The 16,309-nt window shown below is 64.6% G+C and carries 19 protein-coding genes; 16 read left to right on the top strand and 3 right to left on the bottom strand.

The features are described 5' to 3' along the window. A complete protein-coding gene (locus P6U24_RS26230; protein ID WP_407155356.1) occupies positions 1-918 on the bottom strand; it encodes an ABC transporter permease subunit in 918 nt (305 codons plus the stop codon). A gap of 262 nt (positions 919-1,180) precedes the next feature. Further along, positions 1,181-1,303 (bottom strand): hypothetical protein, encoded by a 123-nt coding sequence (locus tag P6U24_RS26225; RefSeq protein ID WP_407155355.1) that lies wholly within the window; start codon positions 1,301-1,303, stop codon positions 1,181-1,183. A 301-nt stretch (positions 1,304-1,604) separates the two neighbouring features. Here P6U24_RS26225 and P6U24_RS26220 point away from each other — a divergent pair, with 301 nt between their 5' ends. Then, positions 1,605-2,147, top strand: a complete 543-nt coding sequence (locus tag P6U24_RS26220) for a hypothetical protein (protein WP_407155354.1) — start codon at positions 1,605-1,607, stop codon at positions 2,145-2,147. A gap of 21 nt (positions 2,148-2,168) precedes the next feature. Here P6U24_RS26220 and pcaD read toward each other — a convergent pair whose 3' ends face one another. Beyond that, entirely contained in the window at positions 2,169-2,951 is a 783-nt protein-coding gene (gene pcaD / locus P6U24_RS26215) for a 3-oxoadipate enol-lactonase (protein ID WP_407155353.1), read from the bottom strand. A gap of 250 nt (positions 2,952-3,201) precedes the next feature. On the opposite strand from pcaD, the gene P6U24_RS26210 reads away from it, so the two are divergent. From P6U24_RS26210 to P6U24_RS26140, 15 genes are all read left to right on the top strand, one after another. Further along, positions 3,202-3,648 carry an SRPBCC family protein gene (locus P6U24_RS26210; RefSeq protein WP_407155352.1) on the top strand — a complete coding sequence of 149 codons (447 nt, stop codon included), beginning with the start codon at positions 3,202-3,204 and terminating at the stop codon, positions 3,646-3,648. Positions 3,649-3,794: 146 nt separating this feature from the next. Continuing rightward, complete coding sequence (locus P6U24_RS26205) at positions 3,795-4,280, top strand: (2Fe-2S)-binding protein (RefSeq protein ID WP_407155351.1); 486 nt, start codon at positions 3,795-3,797, stop codon at positions 4,278-4,280. A 57-nt stretch (positions 4,281-4,337) separates the two neighbouring features. Beyond that, positions 4,338-5,210 carry an FAD binding domain-containing protein gene (locus tag P6U24_RS26200; protein ID WP_407155350.1) on the top strand — a complete coding sequence of 291 codons (873 nt, stop codon included), beginning with the start codon at positions 4,338-4,340 and terminating at the stop codon, positions 5,208-5,210. Positions 5,211-5,244: 34 nt separating this feature from the next. Further along, complete coding sequence (locus tag P6U24_RS26195) at positions 5,245-6,153, top strand: AAA family ATPase (protein WP_407155349.1); 909 nt, start codon at positions 5,245-5,247, stop codon at positions 6,151-6,153. A gap of 170 nt (positions 6,154-6,323) precedes the next feature. After that, complete coding sequence (locus P6U24_RS26190) at positions 6,324-7,529, top strand: vWA domain-containing protein (protein ID WP_407155348.1); 1,206 nt, start codon at positions 6,324-6,326, stop codon at positions 7,527-7,529. An 11-nt stretch (positions 7,530-7,540) separates the two neighbouring features. Next, positions 7,541-7,873 carry an XdhC family protein gene (locus P6U24_RS26185; RefSeq protein WP_407155347.1) on the top strand — a complete coding sequence of 111 codons (333 nt, stop codon included), beginning with the start codon at positions 7,541-7,543 and terminating at the stop codon, positions 7,871-7,873. Position 7,874: 1 nt separating this feature from the next. Beyond that, a complete protein-coding gene (locus P6U24_RS26180) occupies positions 7,875-8,576 on the top strand; it encodes an XdhC family protein (RefSeq protein WP_407155346.1) in 702 nt (233 codons plus the stop codon). Beyond that, entirely contained in the window at positions 8,573-10,177 is a 1,605-nt protein-coding gene (locus P6U24_RS26175; RefSeq protein ID WP_407155345.1) for an NTP transferase domain-containing protein, read from the top strand. Before P6U24_RS26180 ends, P6U24_RS26175 begins: the two co-directional genes overlap by 4 nt. 167 nt (positions 10,178-10,344) lie before the next feature. Next, positions 10,345-10,749 carry a DUF4189 domain-containing protein gene (locus P6U24_RS26170; protein ID WP_407155344.1) on the top strand — a complete coding sequence of 135 codons (405 nt, stop codon included), beginning with the start codon at positions 10,345-10,347 and terminating at the stop codon, positions 10,747-10,749. An 82-nt stretch (positions 10,750-10,831) separates the two neighbouring features. Beyond that, on the top strand, positions 10,832-11,245 hold the full coding sequence (locus tag P6U24_RS26165) for a DUF2000 family protein (RefSeq protein ID WP_407155343.1): 414 nt from the start codon (positions 10,832-10,834) through the stop codon (positions 11,243-11,245). Between the two features lie 319 nt (positions 11,246-11,564). Beyond that, on the top strand, positions 11,565-12,584 hold the full coding sequence (gene adhP / locus P6U24_RS26160; RefSeq protein WP_407155342.1) for an alcohol dehydrogenase AdhP: 1,020 nt from the start codon (positions 11,565-11,567) through the stop codon (positions 12,582-12,584). A gap of 191 nt (positions 12,585-12,775) precedes the next feature. Next, positions 12,776-13,420, top strand: a complete 645-nt coding sequence (locus P6U24_RS26155) for a TetR/AcrR family transcriptional regulator (protein ID WP_407155341.1) — start codon at positions 12,776-12,778, stop codon at positions 13,418-13,420. Then, positions 13,417-14,193, top strand: coding sequence for an HlyD family secretion protein (locus tag P6U24_RS26150; protein WP_407155340.1), 777 nt, complete (start codon positions 13,417-13,419; stop codon positions 14,191-14,193). Before P6U24_RS26155 ends, P6U24_RS26150 begins: the two co-directional genes overlap by 4 nt. Then, on the top strand, positions 14,193-15,125 hold the full coding sequence (locus P6U24_RS26145; protein WP_407160583.1) for an ABC transporter ATP-binding protein: 933 nt from the start codon (positions 14,193-14,195) through the stop codon (positions 15,123-15,125). The genes P6U24_RS26150 and P6U24_RS26145 overlap by 1 nt, the downstream gene beginning before the upstream one ends. Further along, positions 15,122-16,288, top strand: a complete 1,167-nt coding sequence (locus P6U24_RS26140) for an ABC transporter permease (protein WP_407155339.1) — start codon at positions 15,122-15,124, stop codon at positions 16,286-16,288. Before P6U24_RS26145 ends, P6U24_RS26140 begins: the two co-directional genes overlap by 4 nt. The last annotated feature ends 21 nt before the right edge of the window (positions 16,289-16,309 follow it).

The following is a 16,309-nucleotide window of genomic DNA, read 5'->3' as shown; positions in this document are numbered from 1 at the left end:
TCAGACTTTTTCGACTTCGGGCCGGCCAAGCAGGCCGGTCGGAAGGAAGATGAGCACCACGATCAGGATCGAGAACGCCGCGACGTCCTTGTACTCGACCGAGAAATAGGCCGACCACAACGTCTCGATCAGGCCGATCGCAAGGCCGCCCAGCATCGCGCCGGGAAGCGAGCCGATGCCGCCGAGCACGGCAGCCGTGAATGCCTTGATGCCGGCGACGAAGCCCATGAAGAAATCGACCAGTCCGTAGTAAAGCAGATACATCATGCCCGCGACAGCGGCGAGCGCGGCTCCAATGACAAATGTCATCGAAATTGTGCGGTCGACGTCAACACCGAGCAGCGAGGCCATGGTCTGGTCCTGCTCGCAGGCGCGCATGTCGCGTCCAAGCCGGGTCCGCGACACCAGCCAGGTGAACAGCGCCAGCAGCACGACCGTAGTGATGACGACAACGATCTGGATGTTGGAGAGTTGCACCACGAAGCCCTCGCTGCTTTCATGCAGCGTGTACCCGCCGGTGATGATCGGCGGCACCGGCTTGACGCGCGCGCCCTGCGCCACCTGCGAATAGTTCGTGAGCACGAAGGACATGCCGATGGCCGAGAGCATCGGCGCGAGCCGGAAGGAGTGGCGTAGAGGACGGTAGGCGATGCGCTCCACCGTCCAGCCATAGAGCGCGGTGATCGCCATCGAGACCAGCAGCACCAGCAGCAGGATGACCGGCACGGCGGTCAATCCCATCGAGACCAGGATCAGGAACGAGATCAGCGCGATGAAGCCGCCGATCATGAAGATGTCGCCATGTGCGAAGTTGATCATGCCGACGATGCCATAGACCATGGTATAACCGATGGCGATCAGGCCGTAGATCGAACCGAGAACGAGGCCGTTGATAAGCTGCTGCGCAAAATAATCCATGAACTGCCGATCGTTTGTCCGCACGCGACAAGCCCAGCGGCAGAAGCCAGCCTCCGGACCACGCGTCGAAGCAATTACTAACAGCAAGGAACCGCGGGCGGCAACAGCGTGCGGTGCCGCAAAAGCGTGCTTGTCCCGCCTTCTTTGGTAGCGGTGTTCCGTTTGCCACGTTGGCGACACATGGCGGCCACCGAATGATCCCTGGAACCGGCGGCGACCATGCAACGCCCTCGCTGCTCGTGGGTTGGCGCAGGCGCGATGCTCAAAAGGAGATCGGGAAATGAGCAGTCAGAACCAGAACCCGGGCCAGCAGAACCAGAGCCCCAGTCAGAAACCAGGTCAGCAACAGCAGGGTGGCGGGCAGCAGCCCGGCCAGCAGCAGCAACAGGATCCGCGGCGGTAGGATCACTTAAAACAATTACTGGTTGAAGCCGCCGATTCGGGTTGAGCGAGACTCTAATAAGCGTGAGATGCGAACCAGGGAAAGAAGGGGTCCCGCGGCAGGTGGGACCCCCTCGCCGTGTCCGGAGCGCATGATGAAGGAAGACAACGACGAGGGAGGACAATCGCACCTCCGCAGGCCCATTAACGTAAACAAAAGGTTTAAATTGCCCGCCGCATTTCCAGCGCGTTACCTCGCTCAATACCGTTGATGGAGCCCAGAACAACGGGCGCGGGAGAGTGACATGTTCAAAAACTGGCGGCTCAGTTCCTTCAGTGGCGCGTTGCTCGCGGCCTATTTCATCCCGGCCTGGAGCATCGTCAGCTTCCACATCATGCTGTCTCCGGTTCACGGCCTGTTCGAACGTCCGAACATCTCGGTCGCGCTGTTCATCAGCGACACCTTGCAGATCTCCGGCATGGGCACGGTGCGCGTGGCATGGCTGCTGGCGCTGGCGCGACTGACGGTCGCTGCCTTCTTCGCGATCTTCCTGGTCCTGATCAGCCTGCCGCGGGTCCGCAAGGCCGGCGGCTGCGACGAGGCGCTGGGGATCGCCCTTCTGCTCGGCAGCGTGATCAGCTTTGCAGGCATGCTGATGGCCTCGCATGCTCATGAGCTCGAGGCGCTGCGGCTGCATGCGACCGAGCTGATGATGCTGCTCGGCACTGCGATCGTGCTGCTGGTCGAAGGGCCGGCGCAGAACGTGGCGCGTGTTTCAGATGTAACAAGCGAGCCGCGCGCCGGTGAACAGCAAGGCCTGCACGGGCAGGCCTTCCCCGCACGATAGCGTTGTCGCAGCGCTTTGCCGTCAGCGCTGGGTCAAGAAGCCCAGCACCGCGTCGTTGAAGGCGAGCGTCGCCTCGACATTGGAGATGTGTGCGGCATCGAGGATGGTCATGCTGGCGCCCGGGATCTTGCTGCGGATCGCTTCCGCCATCGCGATCGGCGTCGACTTGTCGTAGCGGCCGGCGATCACCAGGGTCGGGCTCTTTATCTTCGGCAGATCATCGCGCAGGTCGAGCCGCGACAGCGCCTCGCAGCTGGCGAGATAGCCCTCGACCGGCGTCGCGGTCAGCATCGCCTTCATCTTCGCGGCAATGTCGGGCTGCCGGTCGCGAAAATCCTGCGTCAGCCAGCCGCCGATCACGGTGTCCGCGACCGATGCCAGCCCGCCTTCCTTCACCGCCTTGATGCGGGCGTCCCAGATCGACGGGTCCGGATAATAGCAGGTGGTGTTGGACAGCACGATCTTGCCGAGCCGCTCCGGCGCGTGGGCGCCGAGCCACTGGCCGACCATGCCGCCCATCGACAGGCCGCACCAATGCACCTTCTCGATATTGAGGTCGTCGAGAATCGCCAGCACGTCGCGGCCGAAGCGCTCGACCGAATAGGGCCCTCGCGGCACGCCCGATTTGCCGTGACCGCGGCGGTCGTAGCGGATGACACGAAACACCTTGGTGAGGGCCTGCATCTGCGGCTCCCACATTTGCAGGGTGCAACCGAGCGAATTCGACAGCATCAAGGTGGGGCCGCTGTCACGGCCCTCGACCGTGACATTGAGCAGGCAACCATCGGCATCGATCATCGGCATGGTGTTGCGTCCCTCAAGCAGTCGCGCTGATTCTTGGGGCGACCTAAACACTCATCTTCGAATCTGCCAACTTCGAATCTGCCAACTGGCAAGCGGTGGCCGGGTGGGTCGATTTCCGCATGTCCATCAATTTCTGCATCGCCATCCGGCGCCTGCGCCCTTCCTTTTGCCGCGCCAGTGCATTAGTTGAGGTTCCTCAACCAAGTCCAAAACCAGCCAGCCTCTAAAAAACATTTTTGGGAGCTCTCACATGGCCATGACAATGACAGGCGAGGTTCAGCTTGCGGCGCCGCGCGAGGCTGTATGGGAGAAACTGAACGATCCGGCGGTGCTCAAGACCTGCATTCCCGGCTGCGAGGAATTGGAGAAGACCGAGGACGGCGGCTTCCGCGCTGTGGCCAAGATGAAGGTCGGCCCGGTGTCGGCGCGCTTCAAAGGCAAGGTGACTTTGAGCGATCTCGATCCGCCGAACGGTTACAAGATCTCGGGCGAGGGCGAGGGCGGTGTCGCCGGCTTCGCCAAGGGTGGCGCGACGGTCAAGCTCGCCGATAAGGACGGCGGTACGCTGCTCTCCTACGACGTCGAGGCCCAGATCGGCGGCAAGCTGGCCCAGCTTGGCCAGCGTCTGATCAACGGCACTGCAAAGAAGCTGGCCGACGAGTTTTTCGCAAACTTCGCCAAGGCGGTGCAAGGATAACTTCAAAGGATAGCTTCAGCCGCAGGGGTGGGCCGCTCCCGGCAAGGTTGCCCGCTGCGGGGATGGCCCATATGATGGTTTTCGACCGATTTTTGCTGAACTGTGCTGCGGTGCAATGCCGTGGCGCTGTCGATAGAGAGTCCTGAATGGCCAAAATTTCCCTGATCGTGAACGGCAGTCCCGTCACCGCGAATGTCGACCCGCGCACGCTGCTGGTGCAGTTCCTGCGCGAGAATCTGCGGCTGACCGGCACGCATGTCGGCTGCGACACGTCGCAATGCGGCGCCTGTGTCGTGCATCTCGACGGCAAGGCGGTGAAGTCCTGCACCACGCTTGCGGTGATGGCCGACGGCCACGAGGTCAAGACCATCGAAGGTCTGGCGCCGGACGGCGCGCCGCTGCATCCGATGCAGGAGGCCTTCCGCGAGCATCACGGCCTGCAATGCGGCTTCTGCACGCCCGGCATGATCATGACCGCAGTCGACTTGGTGCACCGCAAGGGCCACGATCTCAGCGAGGCGGTGATCCGCGAGGAGCTGGAAGGCAACCTCTGCCGCTGCACCGGCTACCAGAACATCGTGCAGTCGATCGCCGCCGGTGCCAAGGCCATGGCGAAGTCGGACCTCGCATAAGTCGGATCTGCATAAGTCAGCTATTTCCCGCGGTCGGGACTTTCCCAGGACATTTCCATGTACGAATTCAAATATCACCGCCCCGAGACGGTGCGGCAGGCGGCCAATCTCCTGGCCAAGAACGAGGACGCCAAGCTGATCGCCGGCGGCCATACGCTGGTCCCGGTCATGAAGCAGCGCTTGGCCAGCCCGCCGCATCTGGTCGATCTCTCTCATATCGAAGGGCTCAACGCGATTGAGCTCAAGGGCAGGGCGCTGGTGATCGGTGCCACGGCCCGGCATGCCGAGGTCGCAGGTTCCGCCACCGTCGGCGAGGCGATTCCGGCGCTGGCCCATCTCGCCGGCCTGATCGGCGACCCCGCGGTGCGCCATCGCGGCACCATCGGCGGCTCGCTCGCCAACAATGATCCGACCGCCGACTATCCGGCGGCGTGTCTTGCGCTCGGCGCCACCATCGTCACGAATAAGCGCAAGCTGAAAGCAGAGGAGTTCTTCCAGGGCCTGTTCACGACAGCGCTCGAGGGCGACGAGATCATCACCAAGGTGAGCTTTCCGCTGCCGAAGAAGGCGGCTTACGTGAAATTCCGCAACCAGGCCTCGCGCTATGCGTTGGTCGGCGTGTTCGTGGCACGGCGGCCATCGGATGTGCGGGTTGCGGTCACCGGTGCCGGCTCGAACGGCGTGTTCCGTGTCACGGCGTTCGAGGAGGCGCTGCAGAAGCGCTTCTCGCCGAAGGTGCTGGAGGGCATCGACGTGCCGGCCGAAGGTCTCAATAGCGACATCCATGGCAGCGCCGAGTATCGCGCCCACCTGATCGGCGTGCTGGCGCGGCGCGCGGTCGATGCCGCCAATGCCGAGGCCAAAGCATCGGATGCGAAGGCGTCGGCCGAATCCGAAGCGTCTCCTGAGCCGGAGGCTCCGGCTTCGTGACGGCGCTCCGCGGTCAAACGAGGCAGGCGCGCTCATGAGTGCAGCGGCATTGCCAAGCTCGGTCGATGGGATGCTCGAGCTGCTCAGCTCGCGCGGTTACCTGGCCGAGCGGGCGCTCGCGACGGTGACCTTCCTCGCGCTGCGCATGGGCCGGCCCTTGTTCCTGGAGGGCGAGGCCGGCGTCGGCAAGACCGAGATCGCGAAGGTGCTGTCGGCGGCACTCCGGCGCAAGCTGATCCGCCTGCAATGCTATGAAGGGCTCGACGTCGCCTCCGCCGTCTATGAGTGGAATAGCGCGTCGCAGATGATCGCGATCCGGCTGGCGGAAGCCGGCGGCGATGTCGATCGCGACCAGCTCACGTCGGACATCTTCGCCGACCGCTATCTGATCAAGCGGCCGCTGCTGCAGGCGCTGGAGCCGGACGTGGCGGGCGCGCCGGTGCTCTTGATCGACGAGCTCGACCGAGCCGATGAGGCATTCGAGGCATATCTGCTCGAAATCCTCTCCGACTTCCAGGTCACCATCCCCGAATTCGGCACGGTCAAGGCGCCGCATCCGCCGATCGTGATCATCACCTCGAACCGGACCCGCGAGATCCACGACGCGCTGAAACGGCGCTGCCTGTATCACTGGGTCGATTATCCCTCGACCGAGCGCGAGCTTGCGATCGTGCGGACGCGGCTGCCGGGCATCCCGCAGCGGCTATCTCAACAGGTGGTGCGCTTCGTGCAGGCGCTGCGCGACCAGGACTTCTACAAATCGCCGGGCGTTGCCGAGACACTGGACTGGGCGACCGCGCTGACCGAGCTCGATGCGCGCGGGCTCACGGCCGAGGTGGTCGGCGACACGCTCGGCGCGCTGCTCAAATATCAGGACGACATCGCGCGGATGCAGGGCGACGCGTTGGCCAAGGTGATCAAGGACGCGACGAGCGAGGAGTAGGACACTCTCGTCATTCCGGGGCGCGCGAAGGCGCGAGCTATGATGCGCAATTGCGCATCTGAGAATCCATGCTCCCCGATGGTGCTTATGGATTTCCCGGCCCATGCTTGGCATGTCCCGGAATGACGAACCCAACTTGAAGTTCGCCCGGAACGAAGGTCAATCGAACGGTGCCCACGTCCATCAACCACCTTGCCCCTCCAACAGGCGCCATCGCCGACAACATCACCGGCTTTGCCCGCGCGCTGCGGGCGGCGGGCCTGCCGGTCGGGCCGGGCGCGGTGCTCGACGCGCTGACCGCGTTGGAGGCGATCGACATCGGCAAGCGGGCCGATGTCTTCGCCACGCTTGAGGCGATCTTCGTCAAGCGCCGTGAGCACGCGTTGATCTTCGCCCAAGCCTTCGACCTGTTCTTCCGCGCTGCGGAGGAATGGAAATCGATGCTGGATTCAGTGCCGCTGCCGGACGAGGCCAAGAAGAAGCCAGCGCCGGCCTCGCGCCGCGTCCAGGAGGCGATGGCGCAGCCGCGGACCCATGAGGAGCCGCAGGCGCAGGAGCAGGATCTGCGGCTGTCGGTGTCCGATCGCGAGGTGCTGCAGAAGAAGGATTTCGCACAGATGAGCGCGGCCGAGATCGCGCAAGTGACGCGCGCGATCGCCAAGATGCGGCTGCCGCAGGCCGAGCTGACAACCCGCCGTTACCGCCCCGATACGCGCGGGCGCCGTATCGACATGCGCAAGACCCTGCGCCAGGCGCTGCGCACCGAGGGCGAGATCATCAATTTTCATCGGCTCGGGCGACTGGAGAAGCCGGCGCCGATTGTGGCGCTGCTCGACATCTCCGGCTCGATGAGCGAGTACACCCGCCTGTTCCTGCATTTCCTGCACGCGATCACCGATGCCCGCAAGCGCGTCTCGGTGTTCCTGTTCGGCACGAGGCTCACCAATGTCAGCCGGGCATTGCGGCAGCGCGACCCGGACGAAGCGCTGGCGAGCTGCTCGGCCTCGGTCGAGGACTGGGCCGGCGGCACCCGGATCGCGACCTCGCTGCATACGTTCAACAAATTGTGGGCGCGGCGTGTGCTCGGGCAGGGCGCCATCGTGCTGCTGATCTCCGACGGGCTGGAGCGCGAGGCCGACGCCAAGCTCGCCTTCGAGATGGACCGGCTGCACCGCTCCTGTCGCCGGCTGATCTGGCTCAACCCATTGCTGCGTTACTCCGGCTTCGAGGCCAAGGCGCAGGGCATCAAAATGATGCTGCCCCACGTTGACGAATTTCGCCCGGTACATAATTTGAGTTCGATCGAGGGACTGATCTCGGCGCTGTCGAAGCCGCTGCCGCCGCATCATCGCAGCGCGATCCGTCCCGCCGCATAAAGGAGGCTCAGATGACGGCCACGCTCAGTCGCGACGAGGACATCCTGAAGGCCGCGGAGGACTGGCAGAAGGCCGGTCACGGCGTGGCGCTTGCGACCGTGGTGGAGACCTGGGGCTCGGCGCCGCGCCCCGTTGGCTCCAACCTCGTCATCAACGATGACGGCACCTTTCTCGGCTCGGTGTCGGGCGGCTGCGTCGAGGGCGCCGTTGTCACCGAGGCGATGGACGTGATCGAAAGCGGCGCGCCCAAGATGCTGGAATTCGGCGTCGCCGACGAGACCGCCTGGAATGTCGGGCTGTCCTGCGGCGGCACCATCCGTGTGTTCGTCGAGAAGGTCGGCTGAGATGAAGCTCGCAACGCTTGCGGAGCTCAATGCCGAGCGCGCCGCGCGCCGCCCGGCGATCCTGGTCACCGATGTCGCATCCGGCGAGCAGCGGCTGGTGAAAGCCAAGGACATCGCAGCCGATCCGCTGCAGGCCGAGCTTGCGGCCCATCTCCGCATGGGCAAGAGTGGCATGGTCGAGGCCGCGGGCAAGAGGCTTTTCCTGAACGTCTACGCGCCGACGGCGCGGCTCGTCATCATCGGCGCTGTTCATATCAGTCAGGCCCTGGCGCCGATCGCGCGATCGCTCGGTTATGACGTCACCGTCGTCGATCCGCGCACGGCGTTCGCAAGCCCGGAGCGCTTTCCGGACGTGCCCCTGATCGCGGAATGGCCCGACGTGGCGTTGCCGCCGCTCAACATCGATCACTACACGGCATTCGTCGCGCTGACCCACGATCCCAAGATCGACGATCCGGCGCTGCTGCACGCCTTTGCGCGTGATTGCTTCTATATCGGTGCACTCGGCTCGCGGAAGACCCATGCCAAGCGCGGCGAGCGGCTGCGCGCGCAAGGGGCGACCGAGGCCGACATCGCGCGCATCCATGCTCCGATCGGGCTTGCGATCGGTGCGGTCTCGCCGGCGGAAATCGCTGTCTCGATCATGGCCCAGATCACCGCGACACTGCGGCTGCCGCGCGCCGAGAAGGAAGCCGCGGCATGAAGTTCGGTCCTGCCAGTCCGGCGGATGCGATTGGCGGGGTGACCGTGCACACCCTGCGCCAGGGCTCCCTGGTGCTGAAGAAGGGGACCACGATCGGGCCGGCGGAGGTCGCCGCTCTCACCAAGGAAGGCGTCAAGGAGATCGTCGTGGTCCGGCTCGAGGACGGCGACGTTTCCGAGGATCAGGCTGCCGCCAGCATCGCCGCGGCGGTGGCCGGCGAGGGCATCCATGTCGACCGTGCCTTCACCGGTCGCGCCAATCTGTTCGCGGCGCAAGCCGGCGTGCTGGTGATCGACCGTGCCGCCGTCGATCGCATCAATGCGGTCGACGAAGCCATCACCTTCGCGACGCTCGCCGCCTTCAAGCCGGTGGTCGAGGGCGAAATGGTGGCCACCGTCAAGCTGATTCCGTTCGGTGTTGAACGCAGGCTCTGCGATGAAGCGGTGGCGGCCGCAGGTCGCGACGCGCTGAAGGTCGCGCCCTATGTCGTCAAGCGGGTCGGCATTGTTTCGACCATGCTGCCGGGTCTGTCGTCCAAGGTGATCGACAAGACGCTGCGCGTTACCGCCGAGCGGCTGGCGCCGGCCGGTGCAGCCATCATTGCCGAACGCCGGGTGCCTCATGAGGAAGCCCCGCTGGCAGCCGCAGTCCGGGAGCTGCTCGCGCTCGGGGCCGAGCTCGTCATCGTGTTCGGGGCGTCCGCGATCGCCGACCGCCGCGACGTAATCCCGGCCGCCATCACCGGCATCGGCGGCCGGGTCGAGCATTTCGGCATGCCGGTCGATCCCGGCAATTTGCTGCTGATCGGCAGCGCCGCCGGCGTGCCAGTGCTGGGGGCGCCCGGCTGCGCCCGCTCCCCGGTTGAGAACGGTTTCGACTGGGTGCTGATGCGGCTCCTAGCCGGAATCAAGGTGACGCGCACCGAGCTGATGGGCATGGGCGTCGGTGGCCTCTTGATGGAGATCGTGACCCGGCCGCAGCCGCGCGCCAAGCCGGAGGCCGAGGGCGAGCGCAAGGTCGCGGCCATCGTGCTCGCGGCCGGCCGCTCGACGCGCATGGGCGGTCCGAACAAGCTGCTCGCCGAGCTCGAAGGCAAGAAGCTGGTGCGCATCGTCGCCGAGCAGGCGCTGGCCTCGAAGGCGAGCGAGGTTATCGTTGTCGCCGGTCACCAGGCCGAGCTGATCGAGCAGGCGCTGTCCGGGCTCGATGTCCGCTTCGTGCGCAATCCCGATTTTGCCGGCGGCCTCGCCAGCTCGGTCAAGGCCGGCATCGCCGCGGTGTCGAAGGAGGCCGATGGCGCGGTGGTTTGCCTTGGCGACATGCCGATGGTCTCCTCAATTCTGCTCGACCATCTGATCGAAGCTTTCGCCCCCGACCGCGGCAATCTGATCGTGGTGCCGGTCGCCGAGGGACGCCGCGGCAATCCGGTGCTGTGGTCGCGGCGCTTCTTCGAGGAGCTGATGACGCTCGATGGCGATATTGGCGCGCGGCATCTGATCGCCAAGCATGCGGAAGCCGTCGCCGAAGTACCCGTCGAAGGCGACGGCGCCTTCCTCGACATCGACACGCCGCAGGCGTTGGAGGCGGCGCGTAGGTCGTAGGCGTAAGAAATCGTAGCCCGCGTGAGCGATAGCGACACGCGGGAATCCCGGATGTCGCTTCCCTCATCCGGGCTACGAATTGCCGCCCCCAATTTCAAGCCCTCGTTCACCAAGTTGAAACGACCGACCGGCTAGATTTGCCCTGTTGGACCTCAGGGGTGGGGAACATGATCGTTTCAGGGCCAGCGCGACGTTTCGCGCTTTTTGTATTTGGAGTGATGGTCGCGATCGGTGCTGCGCGGGTCACGGGCGAGAATTTCATCGCCGAGGCGAATGCCGCCGGCGCGTTCGCGATCGGGCAGTGCGCGGCCTACGGCCAGGCCTATGACTATCCGGCCGAGAACCTGGCGAAGGAAGCCGCGCTCAAGCAGTGCAAGGGGAGTTGCACCGCTGTCACGATGAAAAAGGCATGCGCGGCCTTTTCCGTCGACATGACCAATCCGTGCGGCCCCCACGGCTATGCGGTGCGGCCGAAGATCTCTGCTTCGCTCAACGAGGCGACGCGCGAGTGCTACAAATATGGCGGCAAGGAATGCGTGATCCGCGCCTGGGTCTGCGACGCCAAGGGTTGAGTCGAACCGTTCCTTCGACGATGGTCGTTCCCGGTGGGGCGCTGACGCGCCAGTCCGGAACGACGTTGTTTGAGGGAGCCGCATGCAATTCGATACCAAGATCGCGCTGGTCATCCGTACCGATCTCGAAGCCTGGCAGAAGCTGAATGTCGCCGCCTTTCTGTCGAGCGGCATCGCTGCGGCCTATCCCGAATGCATCGGCGCCCCTTACGAGGACGGCTCAGCTACGCAATATCACGCGCTGATCGGCCAGCCGATCCTGATCTATGGCGCGCCCGACGGCGCCGCGCTGTCGCGTGCGCTCGACCGGGCTTTGACGCGCGGCGCCAAATGCGCTGTTTACACGGAGGACATGTTCAAGACCACGCATGACGAGGCCAACCGCGCGGCGGTCAAGGCGATCGGGCGCACCGACCTTAATCTCGTCGGGCTGGCGTTCCGTGCCGAGCGCAAGGTGGTCGACAAGATCGTCGATGGCCTGAAGTTTCACAGTTAGGTCTTGATCGAGCGCGATCTCCGCAAACGCGTTCCGCGTTTGTTGCGAGGGAAGACCGCTACGCACTTTCCCGATCATGTTCTACCGAGAATCTCGAATATTGTTAGGAAAGAACGCGAGCCAATATCGAGATTCCCCGGTGCGTAATTACGCATCTGAGGTGCGGCCTTGCGCCGGAATGACGGCAGTGATGGCGCAGTAAGTCTTCGCGCCAGCGCGCGCCCGTCACGGCGTTGTCATAGTTCGCGCGGCTTGACGCCGATCAAGTTCACATTCTGCACCGGCGTTAGTTTGCGCCTCGAACGAGAGGAGCAGAGCTATGCAGACCATGAAGGCCGCCGTTGTGAAGGCGTTCGGCGAACCGCTTGTCATCGAGGATGTGCCGGTGCCCGGTCCCGGCGAGCTTCTGGTCAAGCTGAAAGCGTGCGGCGTCTGCCATACGGACCTGCATGCGGCTTCCGGCGATTGGCCGGTGAAGCCGGTCCCGCCGTTCATTCCGGGCCACGAGGCCGCAGGCGTCGTCGCAGCGCTCGGATCCGGCGTCACCGATTTCAAGGTTGGCGATGCCGTCGGTGTCGCCTGGCTGCATGATGCCTGCCTGCGCTGCGAATATTGCGAGACCGGTTGGGAGACGCTGTGCGAGCACCAGCACAACACCGGCTACAGCGTCAACGGCGGCTTCGCTGAATATGTCATCGCCTCGGCGGCGTTCGCCGCGAGGTTGCCCGCAACGGTGGACTTTGCCGCAGTGGCGCCGATCCTCTGCGCCGGCGTCACCACCTACAAGGGCCTGAAGGAGACCGACACCCGGCCGGGCGAGTGGGTGGTCGTCTCCGGCGTCGGTGGCCTTGGCCATGTCGCGGTCCAATACGCCAAGGCGATGGGGCTGAAGGTGATCGGCCTCGACATTGCCGAGGACAAGCTGAAACTGGCGCTGGAGGCGGGCGCCGAGCACGCCATCAACGCGCTCGACAAGGACGCGGTCGAGCGTGTCGTCGGCATCACCGGTGGCGGCGCGCATGGTGTGCTGGTCACGGCGGTGTCGACGCCGGCCTTCGCGCAGGCGCTGCGCATGGTCCGCCGCAAAGGCACCGTAAGCTTGGTCGGCCTGCCGCCGGGCGAATTCCCGACGCCGATCTTCGATGTCGTCCTGAAGCGCATTACCGTGCGCGGCTCGATCGTCGGCACACGGCGCGACCTCGACGAAGCCATTGCGTTCGCCGCCGAAGGCAAGGTCAAGGCGGAGATCACCAGGGCGCCGCTGTCGGAGATCAACGCCATCTTCGAGCGGATGAAGGCCGGCAGCATCGACGGTCGCATGGTGCTCGACTTCACCTGACCTCGACTCGTCGCATCGATGCCGCGGCGCGTCCGGAACCGCCGCGGCAATCTCATTCGGAGGTCCGATCCGCTCCCGGCCCGGCCTAGTTCGCGATTGACAATGACTGACTAGTCAGTCATAATGCAGAAATGGCAAAACAGACGCGACCATCACGATCCGAGGAAGCGCCGCGCCCCGCGAGCAAGACGATGGGTGCGGACGAGACGGCGCCGGCCAGGGTGGCGGAAGCCGGAGGCCGCGCCGGGCGTGCCGCCCAGCGCCGAGCGGCCATCGTCGAGGCGGCGATGGAGGAGTTCATCGCGCGCGGCTTTGCCGCGACGCGGCTCGATGACATCGCGAAGCGCGCCGGCGTCGCCAAGGGGACGATCTACCTGCACTTCAAGGACAAGGAATCGATGTTCGAGGAATTGATCCGCACCGCGATCGTGCCGTTCGTGAACCGGATGACAGCGCCGCCGGCCACGACCGGCTCGGTGCGCGATGTCATCGAAGGCATGGCGCGGATGTTCATCCACGAGGTGGCGAACACCCGGCGCGGCGATCTCGTGCGCCTGGTCGTGGCGGAGGGGCCGCGCTTTCCGGAGATCGCTGATTTCTACTATCGCGAGGTGGTGTCGCGCGGGCTGGCCGCGCTGCGGCGCCTGATCGAACTCGGCGTCGCGCGCGGCGAGATCCAGCAGTCGCAGCTCGCGCAATTTCCGCAAATCGTGGTCGCGCCGGCGATGATCGCGGTGATCTGGAAAAGCCTGTTCGAGCGCCATGCACCGCTCGATGCGGAGGCGATGCTGCGCACCCATCTCGATCTGATTTTTGGCGAACGGAGGGCGACATGAGCACGTGGCGCCATATCGCAGTGCTGGCACTCGCTGTCATGCTGTCGGGCTGCAATGACAAACACGATGCGGGTTATCAGGGTTGGGTCGAAGCCGACATGATCTTCGTCAGCCCCGACGAATCCGGGCGGGTGACGAAGCTGGACGTCCGCGAGGGGGACGAGGTCAGGGTCGGCGACCACCTGTATTCGGTTGATGACGACCTGCAGCAGGCCGATCTCAACCAGAACAAGGCAACTCTCGCCAATGCAAAGCAGACCTATGATCGCGCCGCGGCATTGAGCAAGACCGGCGCGGGCACCCAGGCGACGCTGGACTCGGCCGTCTCGGCGCTGCGCGTCGCCGAGGCGCATGTCGTGACATCGCAGACGCGGCTGGCGCGGCGCAACGGCTATGCGCCGGTGGCCGGCACCGTGCAGCAGATCTACTTCCGCGAAGGCGAGATGGTTGCGGCCGGACGGCCGGTGCTTTCGATCATGCCGCCCGGCAACATGAAGCTGCGCTTCTACGTCTCCGAGACCGAACTCCCGAAATTCACCATCGGCGACGAGGTGCGGGTCACCTGTGACAATTGCGCGGCCGATCTCACCGCACGCATCTATTTCATCGCGACCTCGGCGGAATACACACCGCCCGTGATCTACAGCCTGGATGAGCGCAACAAGCTAGTCTATTTGATCCAGGCGCGGCCCGCCAAGCCGGACGCGCTGCGCGTCGGCCAGCCGGTCAGCATCTATACCAACGTCAAGACGCCGGTGGCGGACGGAAGATGATGGGCACCGAAGCTGCTGTTGCCATCGATGTCCACGGTCTGACCAAATCGTTCGGCGGCCGCGAGGTCGTGCATGATCTGTCGATGCAGGTGAGGCGCGGTTCGATCTACGGCTTCCTGGGGCCGAACGGCTCCGGCAAGACGACCACCATCCGCATGCTCTGCGGCCTGCTCACGCCCGATAGCGGCGAGGGCACCTGCCTTGGCTTCGACATCCGGCGCGACGCCGACAAGATCAAGCGCCGCGTCGGCTACATGACGCAGCGCTTCAGCCTCTATCAGGACCTCTCGGTGCGGGAGAACCTGGAGTTCGTCGCACGCCTCTACGGCATGCCGGATGCCCGTGGCGCCGCGCGCGATATGGTGAAGCGGCTTGGGCTCTCCGGTCGCGAGCAGCAACTCGCCGGCGAACTCTCAGGCGGCTGGAAGCAGCGGCTGGCGCTCGGCGCCTGCACCTTGCCCAATCCGGAGCTGTTGCTGCTGGACGAGCCGACTGCCGGCGTCGATCCCAAGGCGCGGCGCGACTTCTGGAACGAGATCCATGCGCTCGCGGCCGACGGGCTCACCGTGCTGGTCTCGACCCATTACATGGACGAAGCCGAACGCTGTCACGAGATCGCCTATATCGCCTATGGCCATCTGCTGGTGCGCGGCTCGGTGGAGCAGGTGATCGCGCAATCGGCGCTGACGACCTACACGGTCGACGGCGAAGAGACCCATAAGCTTGCCGACGCGCTGAGCGGCAGGCCCGGCATCGACATGGTGGCGCCCTTCGGCACCAGCCTGCACGTCTCCGGTCGCGACAAGGCGGCTCTGGAAGCCAGCATCGCGCCCTGGCGTAACAAGCCGGGCCTGCACTGGCAGCACGCGTCGCCGTCGCTGGAAGACGTCTTCATCGATCTCATGAACCGCTCGAAGGACAATTTCCAATGAGCGCAGCCGAGACACATGGCAAATTTCACGAAGCGCGCGAGCCGCGTTTCGGCTTCTGGCGCCGCTCCTACGCCGTGGTGGTGAAGGAGTTCATCCAGCTTCGCCGCGACCGGGTGTCGTTCGCGATGATCGTGATGATCCCGGTGATGCAGCTTTTGCTGTTCGGCTATGCCATCAATACCACGCCGCATTATCTGCCGACCGCGGTGCTGCTGCAGGAGGACAGCGATCTCGGCCGCTCGATCCTGAAGGCGCTGGAGAATACGGCCTATTTCCGCTTCACCGAGGAGGTGCACGACGTCGACGAGTTCGATGACCTGTTGCTGTCAGGCAAGGTGCTGTTCGGCGTCGAGATTCCGCGCGGCTTCGAGCGCGCGGTCCGCCGCGGCGATCGTCCGGCGCTGTTGATTGCGGCAGATGCCACCGATCCGATTGCCGCGTCCTCAGCGCTGTCCTCGCTCGGCACCGTGGTGCAGACGGCGCTTGCCCACGACCTTTATGCCGGCGATCCCGTCTCGCTGCCGTTCGAGATCCGCGCGCATGCCCGCTACAACCCGGCCGCCTCGTCGCGGCTCAACATCGTGCCCGGCCTGGTCGGCACCATCCTGACCATGACCATGCTGATCTTCACGGCGCTATCGGTGACGCGCGAGATCGAACGCGGCACCATGGAGAGCCTGCTGTCCATGCCGATCAAGCCGGTCGAGGTGATGCTCGGCAAGATCATTCCCTATGTGATCGTCGGCTTCCTGCAGGCGGCGATTATTCTCGGCATTGGCGTGATGCTGTTCGGCGTTCCCGTGTTCGGCAATTTGGCGCTGTTGGCCGTGCTCTCGACGCTTTTCATCACGGCCAACCTTGCGATCGGCTACACTTTCTCGACGCTGGCGCAGAACCAGCTTCAGGCGATGCAGCTCTCGATCATGTTCTTCCTGCCGAGCATCCTGCTGTCCGGATTCATGTTTCCGTTCCTCGGCATGCCGCAATGGGCGCAATATGTCGGCGAGTGCCTGCCGCTCACGCATTATCTGCGGATCGTCCGAGCCATCATGTTGAAGGGCTCGACCCTGCATCATCTGCATTATGATGCCCTTGCGCTGCTCGCGCTGACGCTGTTTGCGATGACGGTCGCGGTGCTGCGCTTCCGCCGGACGCTGGATTGAGGCAGAATAGGCCGGAAACGC

Source organism: Bradyrhizobium sp. STM 3557 (genome assembly GCF_045571465.1).
Classification (GTDB): domain Bacteria; phylum Pseudomonadota; class Alphaproteobacteria; order Rhizobiales; family Xanthobacteraceae; genus Bradyrhizobium.
The sequence above is the reverse complement of the archived record's forward strand: the minus strand, read 5'-3'. Positions and strand labels throughout refer to the sequence as shown.

Coding starts and splice junctions, on each gene's coding strand:
- P6U24_RS26230 (WP_407155356.1), bottom strand. CDS start 918: ATGGATTATTTTGCGCAGCAGCTTATCAACGGCCTCGTTCTCGGTTCG.
- P6U24_RS26220 (WP_407155354.1), top strand. CDS start 1,605: ATGTTCAAAAACTGGCGGCTCAGTTCCTTCAGTGGCGCGTTGCTCGCG.
- pcaD (WP_407155353.1), bottom strand. CDS start 2,951: ATGCCGATGATCGATGCCGATGGTTGCCTGCTCAATGTCACGGTCGAG.
- P6U24_RS26210 (WP_407155352.1), top strand. CDS start 3,202: ATGGCCATGACAATGACAGGCGAGGTTCAGCTTGCGGCGCCGCGCGAG.
- P6U24_RS26205 (WP_407155351.1), top strand. CDS start 3,795: ATGGCCAAAATTTCCCTGATCGTGAACGGCAGTCCCGTCACCGCGAAT.
- P6U24_RS26200 (WP_407155350.1), top strand. CDS start 4,338: ATGTACGAATTCAAATATCACCGCCCCGAGACGGTGCGGCAGGCGGCC.
- P6U24_RS26195 (WP_407155349.1), top strand. CDS start 5,245: ATGAGTGCAGCGGCATTGCCAAGCTCGGTCGATGGGATGCTCGAGCTG.
- P6U24_RS26185 (WP_407155347.1), top strand. CDS start 7,541: ATGACGGCCACGCTCAGTCGCGACGAGGACATCCTGAAGGCCGCGGAG.
- P6U24_RS26180 (WP_407155346.1), top strand. CDS start 7,875: ATGAAGCTCGCAACGCTTGCGGAGCTCAATGCCGAGCGCGCCGCGCGC.
- P6U24_RS26175 (WP_407155345.1), top strand. CDS start 8,573: ATGAAGTTCGGTCCTGCCAGTCCGGCGGATGCGATTGGCGGGGTGACC.
- P6U24_RS26170 (WP_407155344.1), top strand. CDS start 10,345: ATGATCGTTTCAGGGCCAGCGCGACGTTTCGCGCTTTTTGTATTTGGA.
- P6U24_RS26165 (WP_407155343.1), top strand. CDS start 10,832: ATGCAATTCGATACCAAGATCGCGCTGGTCATCCGTACCGATCTCGAA.
- adhP (WP_407155342.1), top strand. CDS start 11,565: ATGCAGACCATGAAGGCCGCCGTTGTGAAGGCGTTCGGCGAACCGCTT.
- P6U24_RS26155 (WP_407155341.1), top strand. CDS start 12,776: ATGGGTGCGGACGAGACGGCGCCGGCCAGGGTGGCGGAAGCCGGAGGC.
- P6U24_RS26150 (WP_407155340.1), top strand. CDS start 13,417: ATGAGCACGTGGCGCCATATCGCAGTGCTGGCACTCGCTGTCATGCTG.
- P6U24_RS26145 (WP_407160583.1), top strand. CDS start 14,193: ATGGGCACCGAAGCTGCTGTTGCCATCGATGTCCACGGTCTGACCAAA.
- P6U24_RS26140 (WP_407155339.1), top strand. CDS start 15,122: ATGAGCGCAGCCGAGACACATGGCAAATTTCACGAAGCGCGCGAGCCG.